Origin of the sequence: uncultured Streptococcus sp., assembly GCF_963518475.1 — a bacterium.
Classification (GTDB): domain Bacteria; phylum Bacillota; class Bacilli; order Lactobacillales; family Streptococcaceae; genus Streptococcus.
Genome location: NZ_CAUQJA010000002.1, coordinates 1 through 19,171, shown reverse-complemented (window position 1 = coordinate 19,171; position 19,171 = coordinate 1). Strand labels below are relative to the sequence as shown.

Below are 19,171 nucleotides of genomic sequence, written 5' to 3'. Positions count from 1 at the left end.
GAAATCTATGCAAGTAATCAAACGTGATGGAGAAATTGCTGAATTTAATCCAGATAAGATTTATCAAGCTATCTTAAAGGCAGCCCAGACTGTCTATGTATTGACAGATGATTTGCGTCAAAACCTTGCACAAGTCACTAAGAAAGTGGTTTTGGATTTGGAAGAAGCCAAGGTGGAACGTGCTACCATCAGCATGATTCAGTCTATGGTTGAACATCGTTTACTGGGTGCAGGTTACATTACCATAGCAGAACACTACATTTCCTATCGTCTACAACGTGACTTGGAAAGAAGTGGTTATGGAGATCATATCGCAGTTCATTTACATTTTGAACAAATTCGCTAAGAAAAAAGAGTGGGATGAAGCAACTACATCTCACTCTTTCTTAAATCTATTTTTTTGGGCTGTTTGGACAGTTGAAGGGACAAATCGCAGGCGTTGAATATCGCTTATGCGGATAATACGGGTCACATTTTTGGCAAAATTTTTCACGATAATTTGCTGGCGTTGCTGATCGTATTTGATGATGTCACCTGTAAAACTTGTCTCTGACAAGATCAGGTGAACAGCAGTTTGTTTCTGGATAGCCTCTTCAATAGTGGCTGTAAGGGAGTTGCTTTCAGTCTGGTCTGGTTCTTCATGTCCATTTAAAAAGTCATGTATTTTATCTAGAACTTGCTGGAATTTATGTCTCATAGTGGCCTCCCTTCTTTTATATCAATATTATATAAAATTTTCCTAAAATCTACAAGATTTTACGAATAATCAAATGAAAGCTAAAAAAGGAGAAGAAAATGGCAGAATTTACATTTAAAATTGAAGAGCACTTGTTGACTCTTTCTGAAAACGAAAAAGGTTGGACCAAGGAAATCAACCGTGTGAGCTTTAATGGTGCTCCTGCAAAGTTTGATATTCGTGCTTGGAGTCCAGACCATACTAAAATGGGCAAAGGGATTACTCTCTCCAATGAAGAATTTCAAACGATGGTGGATGCTTTTAAAGGTAACTAAGTTGTCAAAATAAAAGAAAAGGATACTGAGTCATGATAACTCGATATCCTTTTTTAGTTAGTAAAGTAAGCCTGATTTTTAAGGCGTTGAAGTAATGGACGGCTAATAAAACTAATAGCTAGAAGTTTACCAAGGTCTGGAATGATAAAGGGAATGACCCCCACAAAAAGAGCTTTTTCAAATGGCATTCCAGCTAGAAAATGCAAGCTGAGAATCCCTCCGATAAAGACAAGGGCATCACCCAAGAGGTTTGCAAGAAAAATCTTGACAACACCACTCTTGCTGTTAGTTAGGGAAGAAGTAAGTCCAGAGTATACAAGATAAAACCAAAGATAGCCTGCAGTAGGGCCAACTAACGCCTGAAAACCAGCTCCACCTCCTGCAAAGACAGGAAGACCGATAGCACCTAGAAGAAGATAGAGTCCAACAGAAAGTACAGCCTCTCTCGGTCTAAAGACAGTAGCAATCAAGCCGATTGCAAAGTTCTGCAGAGTGAAGGGAACAGGTCCAATTGGAAGACTGATTTGTGCCAATACAGCAATGAGAGCAGCCCCAATAGCAGGGAGAGCATAAACGTGAGCTTTTTTCAAAATAGTTAACCTCTTTTCTGATGTATAGTAACTATTATACTCGAAGAGGAATTATTGTCAACCGATTTTTTAAAACAAGGTAACAAAGACTGTAACGGCCGATTTGCTTACTAATTAAGTTGGATAATTGTTTTGTTGATTCGTAAATAATCAAAAAAGAAGCAGACACATTTGTATCAGCTTCTTTTGTTTCGATTAACGCATGGTTACAAATTCTTCGGATGCAGTTGGGTGAATCGCCACAGTTGCGTCAAAGTCAGTCTTGGTTGCTCCCATTTTGATAGCAACAGCAAATCCTTGAATCATTTCATCAACGCCGTAGCCAATTCCATGAAGTCCGACAACTGTTTCTTCTGAACCAGCTGTGATCAATTTGAAACGGGATTCTTGTCTATTGCTAGTAACGGCAGAGTACATAGATGCAAAGCTTGATTTGTAAACCTTGATTTGGTCTTGACCATATTCTTTGATAGCTTGTTCTTCTGTCAAACCAACAGTTCCGATAGCAGGGTGTGAAAAGACAACAGTTGGAATAGTTGAGTAGTCCATTTTTGCAGTTGTTTTGCCGTTAAAGAGACGTTCAGATAAAGTACGTCCAGCCTTGATAGCAACTGGAGTTAGTTCTTTTTCGCCTGTCACATCACCTAGAGCGTAGATTCCCTCAACAACAGTATTTTGGTATTCATCCACTTGGATAAAGCCACGTTCGTTCAGAGTTACTCCAGCTTTTTCAAGTTGCAAGCCCTTAACGTTTGGACGGCGACCAGTAGCCCAGATAACTTGACTAGCTGTGTGACTAGTACCATCTTCAAAATGAATGGTAATGCCCTCAGCAGTTTTTTCTAATTTGGCAGGGACTTTGTGAGTATGAAGTGGCAAGTTTGTTCTTTCCATTTCCTTTACCAAACCTTCAACGATGTAAGAATCAAAACCACGTAAAGGACGGTCGCGACGAACAAAGAGATCTGTCTTGACACCAAAGGTGTGGAGTACGCCAGCCAATTCAACGGCGATATAACCAGCGCCTAGAATAGCAACTGACTCTGGCAATTCTTCCCAGGCAAATACATCATCAGAAGAGCCACCTAGCTCAGCACCAGGAATGTTTGGAATACTTGGATGGGCACCTGTAGCAATCACGATATGCTTGGCACGAATGAGTTCACCATTTACGCTGACAGTATGAGAATCTACAAATTCAGCATGACCTTCAATCAAGTCTACACCGTTGCGTTTAAAACTGCCATCATAAGAAGAACGAGCGCGATCAATGTAGGCTTCACGATTACGACGTAGGGTAGCAAAGTCAAAGTTAAGATCAGTAGTCTTAAAGCCGTAGTCTTCTCCAAATTGATGGAAAGTCTCAGCGATTTGCGCCCCGTACCACATAATTTTTTTAGGAACGCAGCCGACATTGACACAGGTTCCACCTAATTTCTTTTCCTCAATAACGGCCGCTTTGGCTCCGTGTTCACCAGCACGATTCATGGTAGCAATTCCTCCGCTACCACCACCGATAGCAATGATATCGTATTCTCTCATTTAAAACTCCTTTATACTCTTTTAAATAGTAGAGTGTCATTTTTTGATAGTCATATTCTATCTTTTTTTTGATTTGATTGCAAAAATCTGCTACGTTCAAAAAAAATTAAAGAAAAGGCTTGCAAAAAGAAAAAATAAAGTGTATTATATAACTAGTACAATGGTAACAAAAATGGATTCCGAACAATAATCAAATCCCGAAATGTCATTATTTCGTTCTAAACTGTTATTGTTTATATTTGCTAATTTTTATATAATATTGTTAAGGACTTTAAATCAAAAAGGAGTTTCATTATGAAGAAGAATCGTAAAGCTAAAAAGTGGCAATTGTATGCAGCAATCGGTGCTGCCAGTGTAGTTGTATTAGGTGCTGGGGGGATTTTGCTCTTTAGACAACCATCTCAGACCGCGGTAAAAGATGAGCCTACTCATCTTGTTGTTGCCAAGGAAGGAAGCGTGGCGTCCTCTGTATTATTGTCAGGGACAGTAACAGCAAAAAATGAACAATATGTTTATTTTGATGCTAGTAAGGGAGATTTAGATGAAATCCTTGTTTCTGTGGGTGATAAGGTCAGCGAAGGGCAGGCTTTAGTTAAGTACAGTAGTTCAGAAGCCCAGGCGGCCTATGATTCAGCTAGCCGAGCAGTAGCTAAGGCAGATCGTCATATCAATGAACTCAATCAAGCACGAAATGAAGCTGCTTCAGCTCCCCAGTTACCAGTACCAGCAGGAGGCGAAGGAGCTGCAGCCCAAACTCCAGCTCCAGTCTCAGGAAATGCAGTGTCATCTATTGATGCACAATTAGGTGATGCTCGTGATGCTCGTGCAGATGCAGCAGCGCAATTAAGCAAGGCTCAAAGTCAGTTGGATGCAATGACGGTTCTCAGTACCTTAGAGGGAACTGTGGTCGAAGTCAACCGTAATGTTTCTAAATCTCCAACAGGAGCTAGCCAAGTAGTCGTTCATGTCGTAAGTAATGAAAACTTGCAAGTTAAGGGTGAACTATCTGAATATAACCTTGCCAACCTCTCTGTAGGACAAGAAGTAACCTTCACTTCTAAAGTGTACCAAGATAAGAGCTGGACTGGTAAGATTAGCTACATTTCTGACTACCCTAAAAACAATGGTGAAGCAGCAAGTGCAGCTACTGCCGCAGCAGGTGGTAATTCTGGTTCTAAATATCCATATACCATCGATGTTACAAGTGAAATCGGTGACTTGAAACAAGGATTCTCAGTAAGTGTTGAGGTTAAGAATAAGAGTAAAGCTATTCTGGTTCCTCTAACAAGTGTTGTGACTGAAAATGATAAGAACTATGTCTGGGTGCTTGACGAGCAGAAAAAGGCTAAGAAAGTGGAAGTTGGTTTGGGCAATGCTGATGCAGACAACCAAGAAATCACTTCAGGTCTGACAAATGGAGTCAAGGTCATCAGTAACCCAACGTCTTCTCTAGAGGAAGGAAAAGAGGTGAAGGCTGATGAAGAAACTAATTAGTCTAAAAAATATCTGCAGAAGTTACCGTAATGGTGACCAAGAACTGCAGGTTCTCAAAAATATCAACCTAGAAGTGAATGAGGGTGAGTTTGTTGCCATCATGGGACCCTCTGGGTCTGGTAAGTCCACTCTCATGAATACGATTGGGATGTTGGATACACCAACCAGTGGAGAATATTATCTTGAAGGTCAAGAAGTGGCTGGATTAGGTGAAAAACAACTAGCCAAGGTCCGTAACCAACAAATCGGATTTGTCTTTCAGCAGTTCTTTCTTCTATCTAAACTTAATGCTCTGCAAAACGTAGAATTGCCCTTGATTTACGCGGGAGTTTCATCTTCAAAACGTCGCAAGTTAGCTGAGGAATATTTAGATAAGGTTGAATTGACAGAACGCAGTCACCATTTGCCTTCAGAATTATCTGGTGGTCAAAAGCAACGTGTGGCTATTGCGCGTGCCTTGGTAAACAATCCTTCTATTATCCTAGCGGACGAACCGACAGGAGCCTTGGATACCAAAACAGGTAACCAAATCATGCAATTATTAGTTGAACTAAACAAAGAAGGAAAAACCATTATCATGGTAACACATGAGCCTGAGATCGCTGCTTATGCTAAACGCCAGATTGTCATTCGAGATGGAGTTATTTCATCGGATAGTGCTCAGTTAGAGAAGGAGGAAAACTAAGATGCAGAATCTGAAATTTGCCTTTTCATCTATCATGGCCCACAAGATGCGTTCTTTCTTAACCATGATTGGGATTGTTATCGGTGTTTCCTCAGTTGTTGTGATTATGGCTCTGGGAGATTCTATGTCTCGTCAGGTTAATAAAAATATGACCAAGTCACAGAAGAATATCCATGTCTTTTTCTCGCCTATTAAAAGTAAAGACGGTTCTTTTACCCAAAAACAATCAGCTTTGACAGTGTCTGGGAAAGAAGAGGATGTTCCTGTGGAACCACCAAAACCACAAGAAGTTTGGGTCAAGGAGGCTGCTAAACTTAAGGGTGTGGACAGTTACTATGTAACCAACTCGACCAATACCACCTTGTCTTATAAAGACAAAAAAGTGGAGCGCGCTAGCTTGACAGGTGGAAATATTACTTACATGAAGGCGGTTGAAAATGAAATTGTTGCAGGACGAAGTCTCATAGCTCAGGATTATAAAGATGTGGCCAGTGTCATTTTACTAGACCAAGAACTTGCTAATAGCCTGTTTGGATCTGCTCAAGAAGCTGTTAACCAGGTTATAGATGTTGGTGGCTTTAGCTATCGTGTCATTGGTGTCTATACCAGCGATGAAGCCAAGACTGCCAAGACTTTTGGTATTGGTGGACTTCCAATTACGACTAATATTTCTCTTGCCAATAACTTCAATATGGATGAAATTTCTGATATTGTCTTCCGTGTCAATGATACCAGTTTGACACCGACTGTGGGACCAGAATTAGCTAGAAAATTGACCGAGATTGCTGGTCTTCAGCAAGGGGAGTATCAGGTGGCAGATGCGACTGCAGCCTTCCAAGAAGTACAACAACTGTTCGGCTTTATAACTACGATTATTAGTGCCATTGCGGGGATTTCCCTCTTTGTTGGTGGGACTGGTGTTATGAACATCATGCTGGTTTCGGTGACAGAGCGAACGCGTGAAATTGGTCTTCGTAAGGCTTTGGGTGCAACACGTGCTAATATTTTAATCCAGTTTTTGATTGAATCCATGATTTTGACCTTGCTAGGCGGAGTCATTGGTTTGACAATTGCGACAGGCTTGACCGCTATAGCTGGTATACTATTGCAAGGTTTGATTGCGGGTATAGAAGTGGGAGTATCAATCCCAGTTGCCCTATTTAGTCTTGCAGTTTCGGCTAGTGTTGGTATGATTTTTGGGGTCTTGCCAGCCAACAAGGCATCGAAACTTGATCCAATTGAAGCCCTTCGTTATGAATAAGATCAACAAGATGGACACTCGTCTATCTTGTTTTTGTATAGATTTCCCTATCGAAAATCCTTAAAAATGTGATATAATGAAGTGTTAGAAAAACAGGTTTCATTTGCCTGGAAAGGAAAAATTATGTCTGAAAAGAATTTTTATATTACAACGCCAATTTACTATCCATCTGGTAAACTTCATATCGGTTCTGCCTACACAACCATCGCCTGTGATGTCCTAGCCCGTTACAAACGCCTGATGGGTTACGATGTCTTTTATCTGACAGGTCTTGATGAGCATGGTCAAAAGATTCAACAAAAAGCAGAAGAAGCTGGTATCACACCTCAAGCCTATGTTGATGGGATGGCAGTTGGAGTCAAAGAACTCTGGCAATTACTAGATATCTCATACGATAAATTCATCCGTACAACGGATGACTACCATGAAAAAGTAGTGGCTCAAGTATTTGAGCGCTTGCTTGCTCAAGATGATATCTATTTGGGTGAATACTCTGGTTGGTACTCAGTATCAGATGAGGAATTCTTTACAGAAAGCCAGCTTGCGGAAGTTTTCCGTGATGAAGCTGGAAATGTAACTGGTGGTATTGCTCCATCAGGTCACGAGGTTGAATGGGTATCTGAAGAATCATACTTCCTTCGCCTCAGCAAATACCAAGATCGTTTGGTTGAATTTTTCAAGTCCCATCCTGAATTTATCACTCCAGATGGTCGTCTGAATGAAATGCTTCGCAACTTCATCGAGCCAGGTTTAGAGGATTTGGCGGTATCTCGTACCACCTTTACATGGGGTGTGCCAGTACCATCTAATCCAAAACACGTTGTCTACGTCTGGTTTGATGCTTTGCTCAACTATGTGACAGCTCTTGGTTACGATCAAGACGAACACGCTAACTTTGACAAGTTCTGGAACGGAACAGTCTTCCATATGGTTGGAAAAGACATCCTTCGTTTTCACTCAATCTACTGGCCAATCCTTCTTATGATGTTGGATATCAAATTGCCAGATCGTTTGATTGCTCACGGTTGGTTCGTCATGAAAGACGGTAAAATGTCTAAGTCTAAAGGGAATGTCGTTTATCCTGAAATGTTGGTAGAGCGTTTTGGACTAGATCCACTTCGTTACTACCTCATGCGTAGCCTTCCAGTTGGTTCAGACGGAACCTTCACTCCAGAAGACTATGTCGGCCGTATTAACTACGAATTGGCCAATGACCTTGGAAACCTCCTCAACCGTACGGTTTCTATGATTAATAAGTACTTTGGCGGGCAAGTCCCTGCCTATGTGGAAGGTGTGACAGAGTTTGACCATGCTCTTGCTGACGTTGCAGAACAATCAATCGCTGACTACCACACCTACATGGAAGCAGTTGACTATCCACGTGCTTTAGAAGCAGTCTGGACCCTTATCTCTCGTACTAACAAATACATCGACGAGACAGCTCCATGGGTCTTGGCCAAGGATGAAGCTCTTCGTGACCAATTATCAAGTGTTATGAGTCACTTGGCAGCTAGCCTTCGTGTCGTTGCTCACTTGATTGAGCCATTTATGATGGAAACCAGTCGTGCAGTCTTGAATCAACTTGGCTTGGAAGAAGTAGCTAGCCTTGAAAACTTGAGTTTGGCTGATTTCCCCGCAGATGTGACTGTAGTTGCCAAAGGAACACCAATCTTCCCACGTCTGGATATGGAAGAAGAAATCGCCTATATCAAGGAACAAATGGAAGGCAATAAACCAGCAGTCGAAAAAGAGTGGAACCCAGACGAAGTTGAACTAAAACTAAACAAGGAAGAAATCAAGTTTGAAGACTTTGACAAGGTAGAAATCCGTGTCGCAGAAGTCAAAGAAGTGTCTAAAGTAGAAGGTTCAGATAAGTTGCTTCAATTCCGCTTGGATGCTGGCGATGGTGAAGATCGTCAAATCCTCTCAGGAATTGCAAAATACTATCCAAACGAACAAGAATTGGTCGGCAATAAAGTTCAAATCGTTGCCAATCTCAAACCACGTAAAATGATGAAGAAATATGTCAGCCAAGGGATGATCCTATCAGCTGAACATGATGGAAAATTAACTCTTCTCACAGTTGATCCAGCTGTACCGAATGGAAGTGTGATTGGGTAAAAATAGACAGGACTAGTTCATGCTAGTTCTGTTTTTTTCTTTAACTATTATGCTTTACAAACTAGTGTGAAAGTGGTATATTATAGATGAAGCTACTAGTAGGTATTACAGAATAGATTAGAAGGGAGAAGGAATGAAGGAAACTCAACTATTAAAAGGTGTTCTTGAAGGTTGTGTCTTGGATATGATTGGTCAAAAAGAGCGATATGGTTATGAGTTGGTTCAGACTTTGCGAGAGGCTGGATTTGATACTATCGTTCCAGGAACTATTTATCCTTTGTTGCAAAAGTTAGAAAAAAATCAATGGATAAGAGGCGACATGCGTCCGTCGCCAGATGGTCCAGATCGGAAGTATTTTTCGTTAACCAAAGAAGGAGAAGAGCGTGTCTCGGTCTTTTGGCAACAATGGGACGATTTGAGTCAAAAAGTAGAAGGGATTAAGAATGGAGGGTAAACCATGAAGAAAATGAAGTATTATGAAGAAACAAGCGCTTTGTTGCATCAGTTTTCTGAGGAGAATCAGCAGTATTTTGAGGAACTGTGGGATAGTTTTAATCTTGCTGGATTTCTCTATGATGAGGACTATCTCAGAGAGCAGATTTATTTGATGATGCTTGATTTCTCAGAAGCAGAACGAGATGGCATGAGTGCAGAAGATTATCTAGGTAAGAATCCTAAAAAAATAATGAAAGAGATGCTCAAGGAAGCACCTCGCAGTTCTATCAAAGAGTCCCTTTTGACGCCAATTCTTGTTTTAGCAGTATTACGCTACTATCAACTATTAGGTGATTTTTCTAAAGGTCCTCTCTTAACAGTCAATTTGCTTACGTTTTTAGGCCAACTTCTTCTTTTTCTGGTCGGATTTGGGCTTGTGGCTACAATTTTACGAAGAAGTTTAGTCCAAGATTCTCCTAAAATGAAAATTGGTACCTATATTGTCGTTGGGATTCTTGTTCTGCTAGTTGTTCTGGGATATGTAGGAATGGCAAGCTTCATACAAGAAGGAGCCTTTTATCTTCCTGCTCCCTGGGATAGTTTATCTGTCTTTACGATTTCCCTAGTCATCAGTATTTGGAATTGGAAAGAAGCGGTCTTTCGTCCATTTGTCAGTATGATTATTGCCCATCTTGTGGTGGGTTCTCTGCTCCGTTACTATGAGTGGATGGGAATTTCAAATGTTTTTCTTACAAAGATTATTCCTTTAGCTGTTCTCTTTCTTGGTATCTTTCTCTTTTTCCGTGGGTTTAAGAAGATAAAATGGAGTGAAATATAGTCAAAAAGCCGTTGCAAAGCGGTTTTTTGTTATAATGAAGGGAAGAATGTTAGAAATTAAAGGAGAAAAATTTGATGAGATACATAACTCTTGGACAAGATGACAAAGAATTATCAGAAATTGTTCTCGGAATGATGAGAATAGAAGATAAGTCTGTAAAAGAAGTTGAAGAGCTTGTAGAAACAGCACTGTCTGTTGGAATCAATGCTTTTGACTTGGCTGATATTTATGGTCGTGGTCGTTGTGAAGAACTGTTAGGTCTTGTCCTAAAAAATCGTCCAGATTTAAGAGAAAAGATGTGGATTCAGTCCAAATGTGGCATTCGCATTGAAGAATTTACCTATTTTGATTTTTCTAAGGACTATATTATAAAATCAGTTGACGGAATTTTGCAAAGATTGAAGATTGATCATCTAGATAGCTTGCTCCTTCATCGACCAGATGCTTTGATGGAATCTGACCAAGTAGCAGAAGCCTTTGATTTTCTTTATAAACAAGGTAAGGTCCGAGATTTTGGAGTTTCTAATCAAAATCCTATGATGATGGAGTTGCTTAAAAAAGATGTCAAGCAGCCGTTAGCTGTTAATCAGCTACAATTGAGTGCGGCTTTTACACCAGGATTCGAATCAGGTTTTCATGTTAATATGGAAGATAGTCAAGCAGCTATGCGAGATGGCAGCATTTTTGAATATTGCAAATTACATGATGTGGTCATTCAAGCATGGTCTGTCTTACAATTTGGGTATTTTAAAGGGAATTTTGTTGGAAATGAGAAATTTCAAACTTTAAATCAAGGACTTGATCGTTTAGCTATTAAATATGGAGTAACCTCTTCAACTATTGCCATTTCTTGGATATTGCGTTATCCAGCAAAAATGCAGGCAGTCGTAGGTACAACAAATCCTAAGCACTTGAGAGAAGTTAGCCAAGCGGCAAACTTTAGCTTAACAAGAAAAGAATGGTATGAAATTTATCTAGCTGCAGGGAATAATTTGCCGTAAGTAGAAGCAGATGTAAATAAATCACAGTCAAAAAGCCGTTTTAAAGCGGTTTTTTTGTTATAATGAAGGGGAGAATTATTGATATTAAAGGAGAAAAACATGACATTTGAAGAGATTCTACCTGGGTTAAAGGATAAGAAAAAATATGTACGAACTGGTTGGGGAGGTGCGGAAAACTATGTCCAACTTTTTGACACCATTGAACAAAACGGGGTTGCACTTGAAGTGACACCTTATTTCCTAATCAACGTGTCTGGAGAAGGAGAAGGTTTTTCCATGTGGAGTCCGACACCTTGTGATGTTTTGGCGACAGATTGGGTAGAAGTGAATGACTAGACGTGTATTGATTACGGGAATGAGTTCAGGGATCGGTCTGGCTCAAGCTCGACTCTTTTTAGAGAATGGCTTTCAAGTTTATGGAGTTGACCAAGGTGAAAATCCACTCTTACAGGGTGATTTTCACTTTTTGCAGAGAGATTTGACCTTGGACTTGGAGCCAATTTTTTACTGGTGTCCTCAGGTAGATATTTTGTGCAATACTGCTGGAGTTTTGGATGATTATAAACCACTTTTGGAACAATCAGCCCAGGAAATTCAAGAGATTTTTGAAATCAACTACGTTACTCCAGTAGAGTTGACTCGGCATTATTTGACACAAATGCTGGAGAATAAAAAAGGAATCATTATCAATATGTGCTCCATTGCTTCTAGCCTAGCAGGTGGCGGTGGACACGCCTATACTTCTTCGAAGCACGCCTTGGCTGGCTTCACCAAGCAGTTGGCTTTAGACTATGCTGAAGCTGGGATTCAGGTCTTTGGTATCGCTCCAGGAGCAGTCAAGACAGCTATGACTGCTGCGGACTTTGAGCCAGGTGGATTGGCTACCTGGGTTGCCAGTGAAACACCAATCAAACGCTGGATCGAGCCAGAAGAAGTGGCAGAAGTCAGTCTCTTTTTGGCCAGTGGAAAGGCATCTGCCATGCAGGGACAAATTTTGACAATGGATGGTGGCTGGTCTTTGAAGTAGGAGGAGTTGGATGGATATTCAAGAGATCACAGAAGAAAATGCATCGTCATTAGTCTTGAAGGTCAAGTCTGAATTATTAGGATTTCCAGAACTGGACAAGACTTCTTATATGAATTGGAAGGTGAAGTAGGGGGATAATGGAACTATTTAAAACATGGAAGAAAAATATGGTTCTCTATGGTCTTAAATCTCAAATCGGAACTGTCTACCGAAACAGTGATAGGACAACAAGCTTTTATGATGTTGGGAATTTTCTATACCTAGCAGGGGAGTTGGATTCCAGATTTTGGGAAGATTTTGTTAGGAAATATGGTTTAGATTATAAGATTATTATTTCAGAAAATACCAATTGGCAAGATTTTCTGCATCGGAAAGTGGGGTTAAAGTCTTTTACTCGCTATTCTTTTAAAGATAAGGCAAATTTTCAAGTTGAATTTCTAAATAATCTAGTTAGTCAGTTAGAGGAAGATTACAATATTGTGCCTATTGATAATCATATTTATGACAGTTTTTCTGAGGAAGAATGGTCACAAGATTTACAGGGGGATTTTGAGTCCTATCAGGATTTTGTTTTAAAAGGTGGATTTGGCTTTGTGATTCTTAAAAATAATGAACTGATTGCTGGGATTTCCTCAGGGTTAGTTTACCGTGGAGCAGTTGAAGTGGAAGTTGCTACTAGACCAAACGAACAAGGAAATGGATTTGCTAAAAAACTTGGTGCTGCAATGATTCTAGAGAGTTTAAATAGAGATATGTTTCCACTTTGGGATGCTCATAACGAGGCTTCCAAAAAAGTAGCAGAATTTTTAGGATATGAGTTAGTTGAACCTTATGAAGCTTTTGAACTAGAGGAAAGTTTCATATAATGATAATGATATCTGATATTATATCTTTTAAGATGAGGTGAATGGACATGCAAAATCAACTTGCTCTTAGTGGAGAAAAAATTCTTGAAAAAGTTTACCCACAACTATTTCACCACATTGGAATGATTCGTGGGGAATACTTGTTGAGAGAGCTCAATCAAAACATCATATTAGCAAGTTGTCAGCAATTTGTAAAAGATTATCTAGAGACTATCTGCTCCCTGTACTCAGATCAAGAAGTTTGGTATCGTTTTACTGAATTAACGAATACAGAAGCTAATCGTCTAACGGGGACTAAAGAGTATTTTGATGAAAATCATCCCTTGTTTGGATATAGAGGAACTAGGCGTTTGCTGGCGTGTCCGGATGAATTTCAGGCTGAAGCACATGTCGTTACAGAAGTTTATCAAAACAATCCCAATCTATCTGTTATCTTTCCTTTTGTCAATGATGCTGAGCAGTTAAAGCAAGCTATTACAGTATTGCGTCAGCATGGTTTTACTGGGAAAATTGGCACGATGATTGAATTACCGTCAGCATATTTTGACTTAGACAGCATACTGGAAGCTGGTATTTCAAAGATTGTGGTTGGAATGAATGATTTGACTTCTTTTGTTTTTGCGACTGTGAGAAACAGTCAATGGCATGATATGGAAAGTCCAATTATGTTAGATATGCTGAGACAGATGCAGGATAAAGCAAGGATGAAAAAGATTGACTTTGCTGTAGCAGGATATCTGAATGTTTCTTTCATACAAAAAATGAATCAGATGGGTATCGAATGCATTATCCACTATAGTTCTATTCCAGAGATTTTTAATTTAGAGATTGACCATCCAGACCATCTCAAACATATAAAAGAAGAAAGTAAGAAATTACAAAGGAGCAACCTATGACACCGCAAGAAATGTGGAATGCATACAAGAAAATTAACCCCTCTATAGGAGATGAAATCGATGCTTGGGCTTTTGGAGTAGAAGCCGATCTCTTGGCAGATTTGGTTTTAAAAGGTGAAAAGACGGCAACTGCATCAGCCTACGACCTCTACGCACTAGAAGATGAACCCCTTCCGCAAGAAGGCACCTTTGACATCATTTTAGATAGTCAAAATCAGGCTGTCTGTATTGTCGAAATTACAAAGGTTTCTGTCCAGCCCTTCAATCAAGTTTCTGCTCAACATGCCTTTAAGGAAGGGGAAGGTGACAAATCCCTAGCCTATTGGCGTCAGGTTCATGAGGATTGTTTCGCCGAGTGGCTGAGAGAAGCAGGACTGACTTTTACACCTGAAAGCAAGGTTGTTTTAGAAGAATTTCGCAAGATCTACCCACTGTAGACTGCTAGAAGGAAGAAAGTTTTGGAAATGACCGTCCAATCCTTTTTTCTTAAGCAAAACATGATATAATAAGTTTGTTTGAAGAAGAGCTCTAGCTCTTAAACTTAGATAGGAGAAAACTATGCAAGCAGTTGAACATTTTATTAAGCAATTTGTTCCTGGACACTATGATTTATTTTTAGACTTGAGTCGTGAGACCAAGACGTTTTCAGGGAAAGTGACCATCACTGGTCAAGCACAGAGTGATCGTATTTCACTTCATCAAAAAGACTTGGAAATCGCTTCTGTAGAAGTTGCAGGGGAAGCTCGCCCATTCACAGTTGATCATGACAATGAAGCCCTTCATATTGAATTAGCTGAGGCTGGTCAAGTTGAAGTGGTTATCGCTTTCTCAGGAAAAATTACAGACAACATGACAGGGATTTACCCTTCTTATTACACAGTTGATGGAGTCAAGAAGGAAGTCTTGTCTACTCAGTTCGAGAGTCATTTTGCGCGCGAAGCCTTTCCATGTGTGGATGAGCCAGAAGCCAAAGCAACTTTTGACCTCTCTCTACGTTTTGACCAAGCAGAAGGTGAATTGGCCTTGTCTAACATGCCAGAAATCGATGTTGAAAACCGTAAGGAAACAGGTATCTGGAAGTTTGAGACAACACCTCGCATGTCTTCTTACTTGTTAGCCTTTGTTGCGGGTGATTTGCAAGGTGTGACGGCTAAAACTAAAAACGGTACCCTTGTAGGTGTCTACTCAACCAAAGCCCACCCATTATCTAACCTTGATTTCTCACTGGACATCGCTGTTCGCTCAATCGAGTTTTACGAAGATTACTATGGAGTTAAGTATCCAATCCCTCAATCTCTCCATATCGCCCTTCCTGACTTCTCAGCTGGTGCTATGGAAAACTGGGGTCTTGTGACCTACCGTGAAGTTTGCTTAATTGTAGATGAAAACTCTACATTTGCCAGTCGTCAACAAGTTGCCCTTGTTGTGGCCCATGAATTGGCTCACCAATGGTTTGGCAATCTCGTTACTATGAAATGGTGGGATGACCTTTGGCTCAATGAAAGCTTTGCTAACATGATGGAATATGTCTGTGTGGATGCCATTGAGCCAAGCTGGAATATCTTTGAAGATTTCCAAACAGGTGGAGTGCCTCACGCTCTTGAACGCGATGCGACTGATGGAGTTCAGTCAGTTCACGTCGAAGTCAAACACCCAGATGAAATCAATACACTCTTTGACGGAGCTATCGTCTATGCCAAAGGAAGCCGTCTCATGCATATGCTTCGCCGTTGGCTGGGCGATGCTGATTTTGCTAAAGGTTTGCACGCTTACTTTGAAAAACACCAATACAGCAACACCATTGGTAGTGACCTTTGGGATGCCCTTGGTCAAGCGTCAGGACGTGATGTCGCAGCCTTCATGGATTCTTGGTTGGAACAACCTGGTTATCCAGTTCTCACTGTCAAAGTTGAAAATGATGTCTTGAAGATTTCACAAAAACAATTCTTCATCGGTGAGCACGAAGACAAGAACCGTCTCTGGGTTGTGCCACTCAATAGCAACTGGAAAGGCTTGCCTGATACACTTGAAACTGAAAGCATCGAAATTCCAGGCTACGCAGCTCTTCTTGCTGAAAATGACGGAGCTCTTCGTTTCAATACTGAAAATACAGCCCACTACATTACAGACTATCAAGGAGACTTGTTGGATGCACTTCTTGCTGACCTAGTTGAGCTTGATAACACAAGTAAACTGCAAATCGTCCAAGAACGTCGTTTGCTTGCTGAAGCAGGACACATTTCTTATGCAGACTTGCTACCAGTTCTTGATAAACTTGCTAAGGAAGAATCTTACCTTGTCGTTTCAGCTGTTTCTGAAGTCATTTCTGCCCTTGAGCGCTTTATCGATGAAGGAACAGAAGCTGAAAGAGCCTTCAAAGCCTTGGTTGCTAAATTGGCTCGTCATAACTATGACCGTCTTGGTTTTGAAGCTAAAGATGGCGAATCAGATGAGGATGAGTTGGTTCGTCAGTTGGCCATTTCTATGATGATTCGCTCAAATGATGCAGAAGCTAGTCAAGTCGCTAGCCAAATCTTCGAAGCTCACAATGATCAGCTTGCAGGACTTCCAGCAGCTATTCGCTCACAAGTCCTTATCAATGAGATGAAACATCATGAGACCAAAGACTTGTTAGCACTTTATCTTGATACTTATACGCACGCAACAGATGCTGTCTTTAAACGTCAGTTGGCAGCCGCTCTTGCCTATAGTAAAGATGCGGACAATATCCAAACCTTGATTGCTGCTTGGAAGGACAAATTTGTGGTGAAACCGCAGGACTTGTCTGCTTGGTATTACCAATTCCTAGCTCACCAAGTAACTCAGGAAACAGCTTGGTCTTGGGCGCGTGAAAACTGGGCTTGGATTAAGGCAGCTCTTGGTGGAGATATGAGCTTTGATAGCTTTGTTATCCTTCCTGCTCACGTATTTAAGACTCAGCAACGCTTGGCAGAGTACAAGGAATTCTTTGAGCCACAACTTTCTGACCTTGCTCTTAGCCGTAACATCGGTATGGGAATCAAGGAGATTGCAGCGCGTGTTGACTTGATTAACCGTGAAAAAGCTGCAGTGGAAGTAGTCGTTCTTCAATACGGAAACGCATAAATAAGCCTAAAATAAAAAGAAAACTCAGCTATCTCATGTAATACTCTTCGAAAATCAAATTCAAACCACGTCAGCGTCGCCTTACCGTACTCAAGTACAGCCTGCGGCTAGCTTCCTAGTTTGCTCTTTGATTTTCATTGAGTATAAAATGCAGAGAGTTGAGTTTTTTTTAAGGCAAATTTGGTATAATGGTTTTATTAAGGAGGAGTTTCTCATGATAAAAATCTTATTGGTTGAGGATGACCTAGGCCTGTCAAATTCAGTATTTGACTTTTTAGACGATTTTGCGGATGTCATGCAGGTATTCGATGGTGAAGAAGGTCTCTACGAAGCTGAAAGTGGCGTCTATGATTTGATTTTGCTCGATTTGATGTTGCCAGAAAAAAATGGTTTCCAAGTCTTGAAAGAATTGCGTGAAAAGGGGATTACGACTCCAGTTCTGATCATGACTGCCAAGGAAAGTTTGGATGACAAGGGACATGGATTTGAACTGGGAGCGGATGACTATCTGACCAAACCTTTCTACTTAGAAGAACTCAAAATGCGGATTCAAGCCCTTCTCAAACGTTCAGGCAAGTTTAATGAAAACACATTGACTTATGGAAATATTGTGGTTAATTTGTCAACCAATACCGTTAAAGTCGAAGATACTCCTGTCGAATTGCTGGGTAAAGAGTTTGATTTATTAGTTTATTTCCTTCAAAATCAAAATGTTATTTTGCCTAAGACTCAGATTTTTGATCGTCTATGGGGATTTGATAGTGACACAACGATTTCAGTTGTCGAAGTTTATGTTTCAAAAGTCCGTAAGAAATTAAAAGGAACCACTTTTGCAGAGAATTTGCAAACCTTGCGCAGTGTTGGGTATATTTTAAAAGATGTTCAGTAAACTAAAAAAAACATGGTATGCGGATGACTTTAGTTATTTTATCCGCAACTTTGGTGTCTTCACCCTGATTTTCTCTACCATGACTCTGATTATTTTACAGGTCATGCATTCGAGTCTCTATACTTCGGTGGATGATAAGCTTCATGGACTAAGTGAAAATCCTCAGGCAGTTATCCAGCTGGCAGTAAATAGGGCAACAGAAGAGATTAAAGATTTAGAGAATGCCGCTACAGATACTAGCAAGACTGAAGTAAAACCCAATGTCAGTTCTAACACAGAAGTCATTCTTTTTGATAAGAATTTTACCCAGCTCCTTTCTGGAAACCGATTTTTGGGATTGGATAAGATTAAGTTAGAGAAAAAAGAACTAGGACATATCTATCAGATTCAAGTTTTTAATAGCTATGGACAAGAAGAAATCTATCGCATGATTTTGATGGAAACGAATATCAGTTCGGTTTCAACCAATATCAAGTATGCAGCTGTCTTGATTAATACCAGTCAGTTGGAGCAAGCCAGTCAAAAGCATGAGCAATTGATTGTGATTGTGATGGCAAGTTTCTGGATTCTGTCTTTGCTTGCCAGTCTCTATCTAGCTAGAGTCAGTGTTCGTCCTCTGCTTGAGAGTATGCAGAAGCAACAGTCCTTTGTTGAAAATGCCAGTCATGAGTTACGAACTCCACTCGCAGTTTTGCAAAATCGCTTAGAGACCCTTTTCCGTAAGCCAGAAGCTACCATTATGGATGTGAGTGAAAGCATTGCATCGAGTTTGGAAGAAGTCCGAAATATGCGGTTTTTGACGACAAACTTGTTGAATTTAGCTCGGAGAGATGATGGAATTAAGCCGGAACTTGCAGAAGTTCCAACCAGTTTTTTCAATACGACTTTCACAAACTATGAGATGATTGCTTCTGAAAATGACCGTGTCTTCCGTTTTGAAAATCGTATCCATCGAACGATTGTCACAGATCAGCTCCTTTTAAAACAACTGATGACCATCCTATTTGATAATGCTGTCAAGTATACTGAAGAAGATGGTGAAATTGATTTTATGATTTCAGCTACTGACCGTAATCTGTATTTACTTGTTTCTGATAACGGAGTTGGTATTTCGGCAGAAGATAAGAAGAAAATTTTTGATCGTTTTTATCGAGTGGACAAGGCTAGAACCCGTCAAAAAGGTGGTTTTGGTTTAGGATTATCCCTAGCCAAGCAAATTGTAGATGCCCTAAAAGGAACCATTACTGTTAAAGATAATAAACCAAAGGGAACAATCTTTGAAGTGAAGATTGCCATCCATACACCATCTAAAAAGAAAAAATAAAAATATCGCTCCAGACGGGGCGATATTTTGGATTATGTGACTATTAGTCCGTCTCGCTCCGTTAGGTGCGAGACAAAACAACCACC

Annotated in this window: 19 protein-coding genes and 1 pseudogene; 17 read left to right on the top strand and 3 right to left on the bottom strand. The window is 40.3% G+C overall.

Annotated features, from left to right (window positions below; genetic code table 11):
• The first annotated feature begins 7 nt into the window (after positions 1 to 7).
• A complete protein-coding gene (locus RYK12_RS01045; RefSeq protein WP_001196040.1) occupies positions 8 to 346 on the top strand; it encodes an ATP cone domain-containing protein in 339 nt (112 codons plus the stop codon).
• Between the two features lie 30 nt (positions 347 to 376).
• On the opposite strand, the gene RYK12_RS01040 is transcribed toward RYK12_RS01045, so the two are convergent.
• Entirely contained in the window at positions 377 to 697 is a 321-nt protein-coding gene (locus RYK12_RS01040; RefSeq protein ID WP_001216102.1) for a hypothetical protein, read from the bottom strand.
• A gap of 98 nt (positions 698 to 795) precedes the next feature.
• Here RYK12_RS01040 and RYK12_RS01035 point away from each other — a divergent pair, with 98 nt between their 5' ends.
• Positions 796 to 1,011, top strand: a complete 216-nt coding sequence (locus tag RYK12_RS01035; RefSeq protein WP_000807437.1) for a YdbC family protein — start codon at positions 796 to 798, stop codon at positions 1,009 to 1,011.
• 53 nt (positions 1,012 to 1,064) lie between these two features.
• Here the strand turns inward: RYK12_RS01035 and RYK12_RS01030 are convergent, their stop codons facing one another.
• A complete protein-coding gene (locus RYK12_RS01030; protein WP_247927786.1) occupies positions 1,065 to 1,601 on the bottom strand; it encodes a biotin transporter BioY in 537 nt (178 codons plus the stop codon).
• A gap of 195 nt (positions 1,602 to 1,796) precedes the next feature.
• A complete protein-coding gene (gene gor / locus RYK12_RS01025) occupies positions 1,797 to 3,143 on the bottom strand; it encodes a glutathione-disulfide reductase (RefSeq protein ID WP_247927787.1) in 1,347 nt (448 codons plus the stop codon).
• 291 nt (positions 3,144 to 3,434) lie between these two features.
• Between gor and RYK12_RS01020 the strand changes: the two genes are divergently transcribed.
• The 15 genes and pseudogenes from RYK12_RS01020 to ciaH all read left to right on the top strand — a co-directional run bounded on the left by RYK12_RS01020 (position 3,435) and on the right by ciaH (position 19,085).
• On the top strand, positions 3,435 to 4,637 hold the full coding sequence (locus RYK12_RS01020) for an efflux RND transporter periplasmic adaptor subunit (protein ID WP_314846593.1): 1,203 nt from the start codon (positions 3,435 to 3,437) through the stop codon (positions 4,635 to 4,637).
• Positions 4,621 to 5,322: an ABC transporter ATP-binding protein gene (locus RYK12_RS01015; protein WP_094753202.1), complete on the top strand. Its 702-nt coding sequence runs from the start codon at positions 4,621 to 4,623 to the stop codon at positions 5,320 to 5,322. The genes RYK12_RS01020 and RYK12_RS01015 overlap by 17 nt, the downstream gene beginning before the upstream one ends.
• 1 nt (position 5,323) lies before the next feature.
• Positions 5,324 to 6,583: an ABC transporter permease gene (locus tag RYK12_RS01010; RefSeq protein ID WP_314846488.1), complete on the top strand. Its 1,260-nt coding sequence runs from the start codon at positions 5,324 to 5,326 to the stop codon at positions 6,581 to 6,583.
• A gap of 123 nt (positions 6,584 to 6,706) precedes the next feature.
• A complete protein-coding gene (gene metG / locus RYK12_RS01005) occupies positions 6,707 to 8,704 on the top strand; it encodes a methionine--tRNA ligase (RefSeq protein WP_314846487.1) in 1,998 nt (665 codons plus the stop codon).
• Positions 8,705 to 8,837: 133 nt separating this feature from the next.
• Positions 8,838 to 9,158, top strand: a complete 321-nt coding sequence (locus RYK12_RS01000) for a PadR family transcriptional regulator (protein ID WP_000665422.1) — start codon at positions 8,838 to 8,840, stop codon at positions 9,156 to 9,158.
• 3 nt (positions 9,159 to 9,161) lie between these two features.
• A complete protein-coding gene (locus RYK12_RS00995) occupies positions 9,162 to 9,977 on the top strand; it encodes a hypothetical protein (protein WP_314846486.1) in 816 nt (271 codons plus the stop codon).
• A gap of 74 nt (positions 9,978 to 10,051) precedes the next feature.
• Positions 10,052 to 10,978 (top strand): aldo/keto reductase family oxidoreductase, encoded by a 927-nt coding sequence (locus RYK12_RS00990; RefSeq protein WP_125454530.1) that lies wholly within the window; start codon positions 10,052 to 10,054, stop codon positions 10,976 to 10,978.
• 99 nt (positions 10,979 to 11,077) lie between these two features.
• Positions 11,078 to 11,314, top strand: a complete 237-nt coding sequence (locus RYK12_RS00985) for a DUF2829 domain-containing protein (RefSeq protein ID WP_020900648.1) — start codon at positions 11,078 to 11,080, stop codon at positions 11,312 to 11,314.
• The gene (locus RYK12_RS00980; protein ID WP_314846485.1) at positions 11,307 to 12,005 is read left to right on the top strand and encodes a 3-oxoacyl-ACP reductase; all 699 of its coding nucleotides are present in this window, start codon (positions 11,307 to 11,309) and stop codon (positions 12,003 to 12,005) included. The genes RYK12_RS00985 and RYK12_RS00980 overlap by 8 nt, the downstream gene beginning before the upstream one ends.
• 137 nt (positions 12,006 to 12,142) lie before the next feature.
• The gene (locus tag RYK12_RS00975) at positions 12,143 to 12,871 is read left to right on the top strand and encodes a GNAT family N-acetyltransferase (RefSeq protein ID WP_261008818.1); all 729 of its coding nucleotides are present in this window, start codon (positions 12,143 to 12,145) and stop codon (positions 12,869 to 12,871) included.
• A gap of 47 nt (positions 12,872 to 12,918) precedes the next feature.
• Positions 12,919 to 13,804: pseudogene (locus tag RYK12_RS00970) on the top strand (putative PEP-binding protein).
• Positions 13,764 to 14,204: an ASCH domain-containing protein gene (locus RYK12_RS00965; protein WP_265475730.1), complete on the top strand. Its 441-nt coding sequence runs from the start codon at positions 13,764 to 13,766 to the stop codon at positions 14,202 to 14,204. Before RYK12_RS00970 ends, RYK12_RS00965 begins: the two are co-directional and overlap by 41 nt.
• 121 nt (positions 14,205 to 14,325) lie before the next feature.
• The gene (locus RYK12_RS00960; protein ID WP_314846483.1) at positions 14,326 to 16,872 is read left to right on the top strand and encodes a M1 family metallopeptidase; all 2,547 of its coding nucleotides are present in this window, start codon (positions 14,326 to 14,328) and stop codon (positions 16,870 to 16,872) included.
• A 214-nt stretch (positions 16,873 to 17,086) separates the two neighbouring features.
• The gene (gene ciaR, locus RYK12_RS00955; RefSeq protein WP_000590639.1) at positions 17,087 to 17,761 is read left to right on the top strand and encodes a two-component system response regulator CiaR; all 675 of its coding nucleotides are present in this window, start codon (positions 17,087 to 17,089) and stop codon (positions 17,759 to 17,761) included.
• Positions 17,751 to 19,085: a two-component system sensor histidine kinase CiaH gene (gene ciaH / locus RYK12_RS00950; protein WP_314846481.1), complete on the top strand. Its 1,335-nt coding sequence runs from the start codon at positions 17,751 to 17,753 to the stop codon at positions 19,083 to 19,085. The genes ciaR and ciaH overlap by 11 nt, the downstream gene beginning before the upstream one ends.
• Positions 19,086 to 19,171 lie beyond the last annotated feature (86 nt).

Excerpts from the sequence above, each read along its gene's own strand:
- RYK12_RS01010 (WP_314846488.1), top strand. The coding sequence starts at position 5,324 with ATGCAGAATCTGAAATTTGCCTTTTCATCTATCATGGCCCACAAGATG.
- RYK12_RS01040 (WP_001216102.1), bottom strand. The coding sequence starts at position 697 with ATGAGACATAAATTCCAGCAAGTTCTAGATAAAATACATGACTTTTTA.
- metG (WP_314846487.1), top strand. The coding sequence starts at position 6,707 with ATGTCTGAAAAGAATTTTTATATTACAACGCCAATTTACTATCCATCT.
- ciaH (WP_314846481.1), top strand. The coding sequence starts at position 17,751 with ATGTTCAGTAAACTAAAAAAAACATGGTATGCGGATGACTTTAGTTAT.
- RYK12_RS00985 (WP_020900648.1), top strand. The coding sequence starts at position 11,078 with ATGACATTTGAAGAGATTCTACCTGGGTTAAAGGATAAGAAAAAATAT.
- RYK12_RS00975 (WP_261008818.1), top strand. The coding sequence starts at position 12,143 with ATGGAACTATTTAAAACATGGAAGAAAAATATGGTTCTCTATGGTCTT.
- ciaR (WP_000590639.1), top strand. The coding sequence starts at position 17,087 with ATGATAAAAATCTTATTGGTTGAGGATGACCTAGGCCTGTCAAATTCA.
- gor (WP_247927787.1), bottom strand. The coding sequence starts at position 3,143 with ATGAGAGAATACGATATCATTGCTATCGGTGGTGGTAGCGGAGGAATT.
- RYK12_RS00980 (WP_314846485.1), top strand. The coding sequence starts at position 11,307 with ATGACTAGACGTGTATTGATTACGGGAATGAGTTCAGGGATCGGTCTG.
- RYK12_RS00995 (WP_314846486.1), top strand. The coding sequence starts at position 9,162 with ATGAAGAAAATGAAGTATTATGAAGAAACAAGCGCTTTGTTGCATCAG.
- RYK12_RS01035 (WP_000807437.1), top strand. The coding sequence starts at position 796 with ATGGCAGAATTTACATTTAAAATTGAAGAGCACTTGTTGACTCTTTCT.
- RYK12_RS01015 (WP_094753202.1), top strand. The coding sequence starts at position 4,621 with ATGAAGAAACTAATTAGTCTAAAAAATATCTGCAGAAGTTACCGTAAT.
- RYK12_RS00965 (WP_265475730.1), top strand. The coding sequence starts at position 13,764 with ATGACACCGCAAGAAATGTGGAATGCATACAAGAAAATTAACCCCTCT.
- RYK12_RS00960 (WP_314846483.1), top strand. The coding sequence starts at position 14,326 with ATGCAAGCAGTTGAACATTTTATTAAGCAATTTGTTCCTGGACACTAT.
- RYK12_RS01045 (WP_001196040.1), top strand. The coding sequence starts at position 8 with ATGCAAGTAATCAAACGTGATGGAGAAATTGCTGAATTTAATCCAGAT.
- RYK12_RS00990 (WP_125454530.1), top strand. The coding sequence starts at position 10,052 with ATGAGATACATAACTCTTGGACAAGATGACAAAGAATTATCAGAAATT.
- RYK12_RS01000 (WP_000665422.1), top strand. The coding sequence starts at position 8,838 with ATGAAGGAAACTCAACTATTAAAAGGTGTTCTTGAAGGTTGTGTCTTG.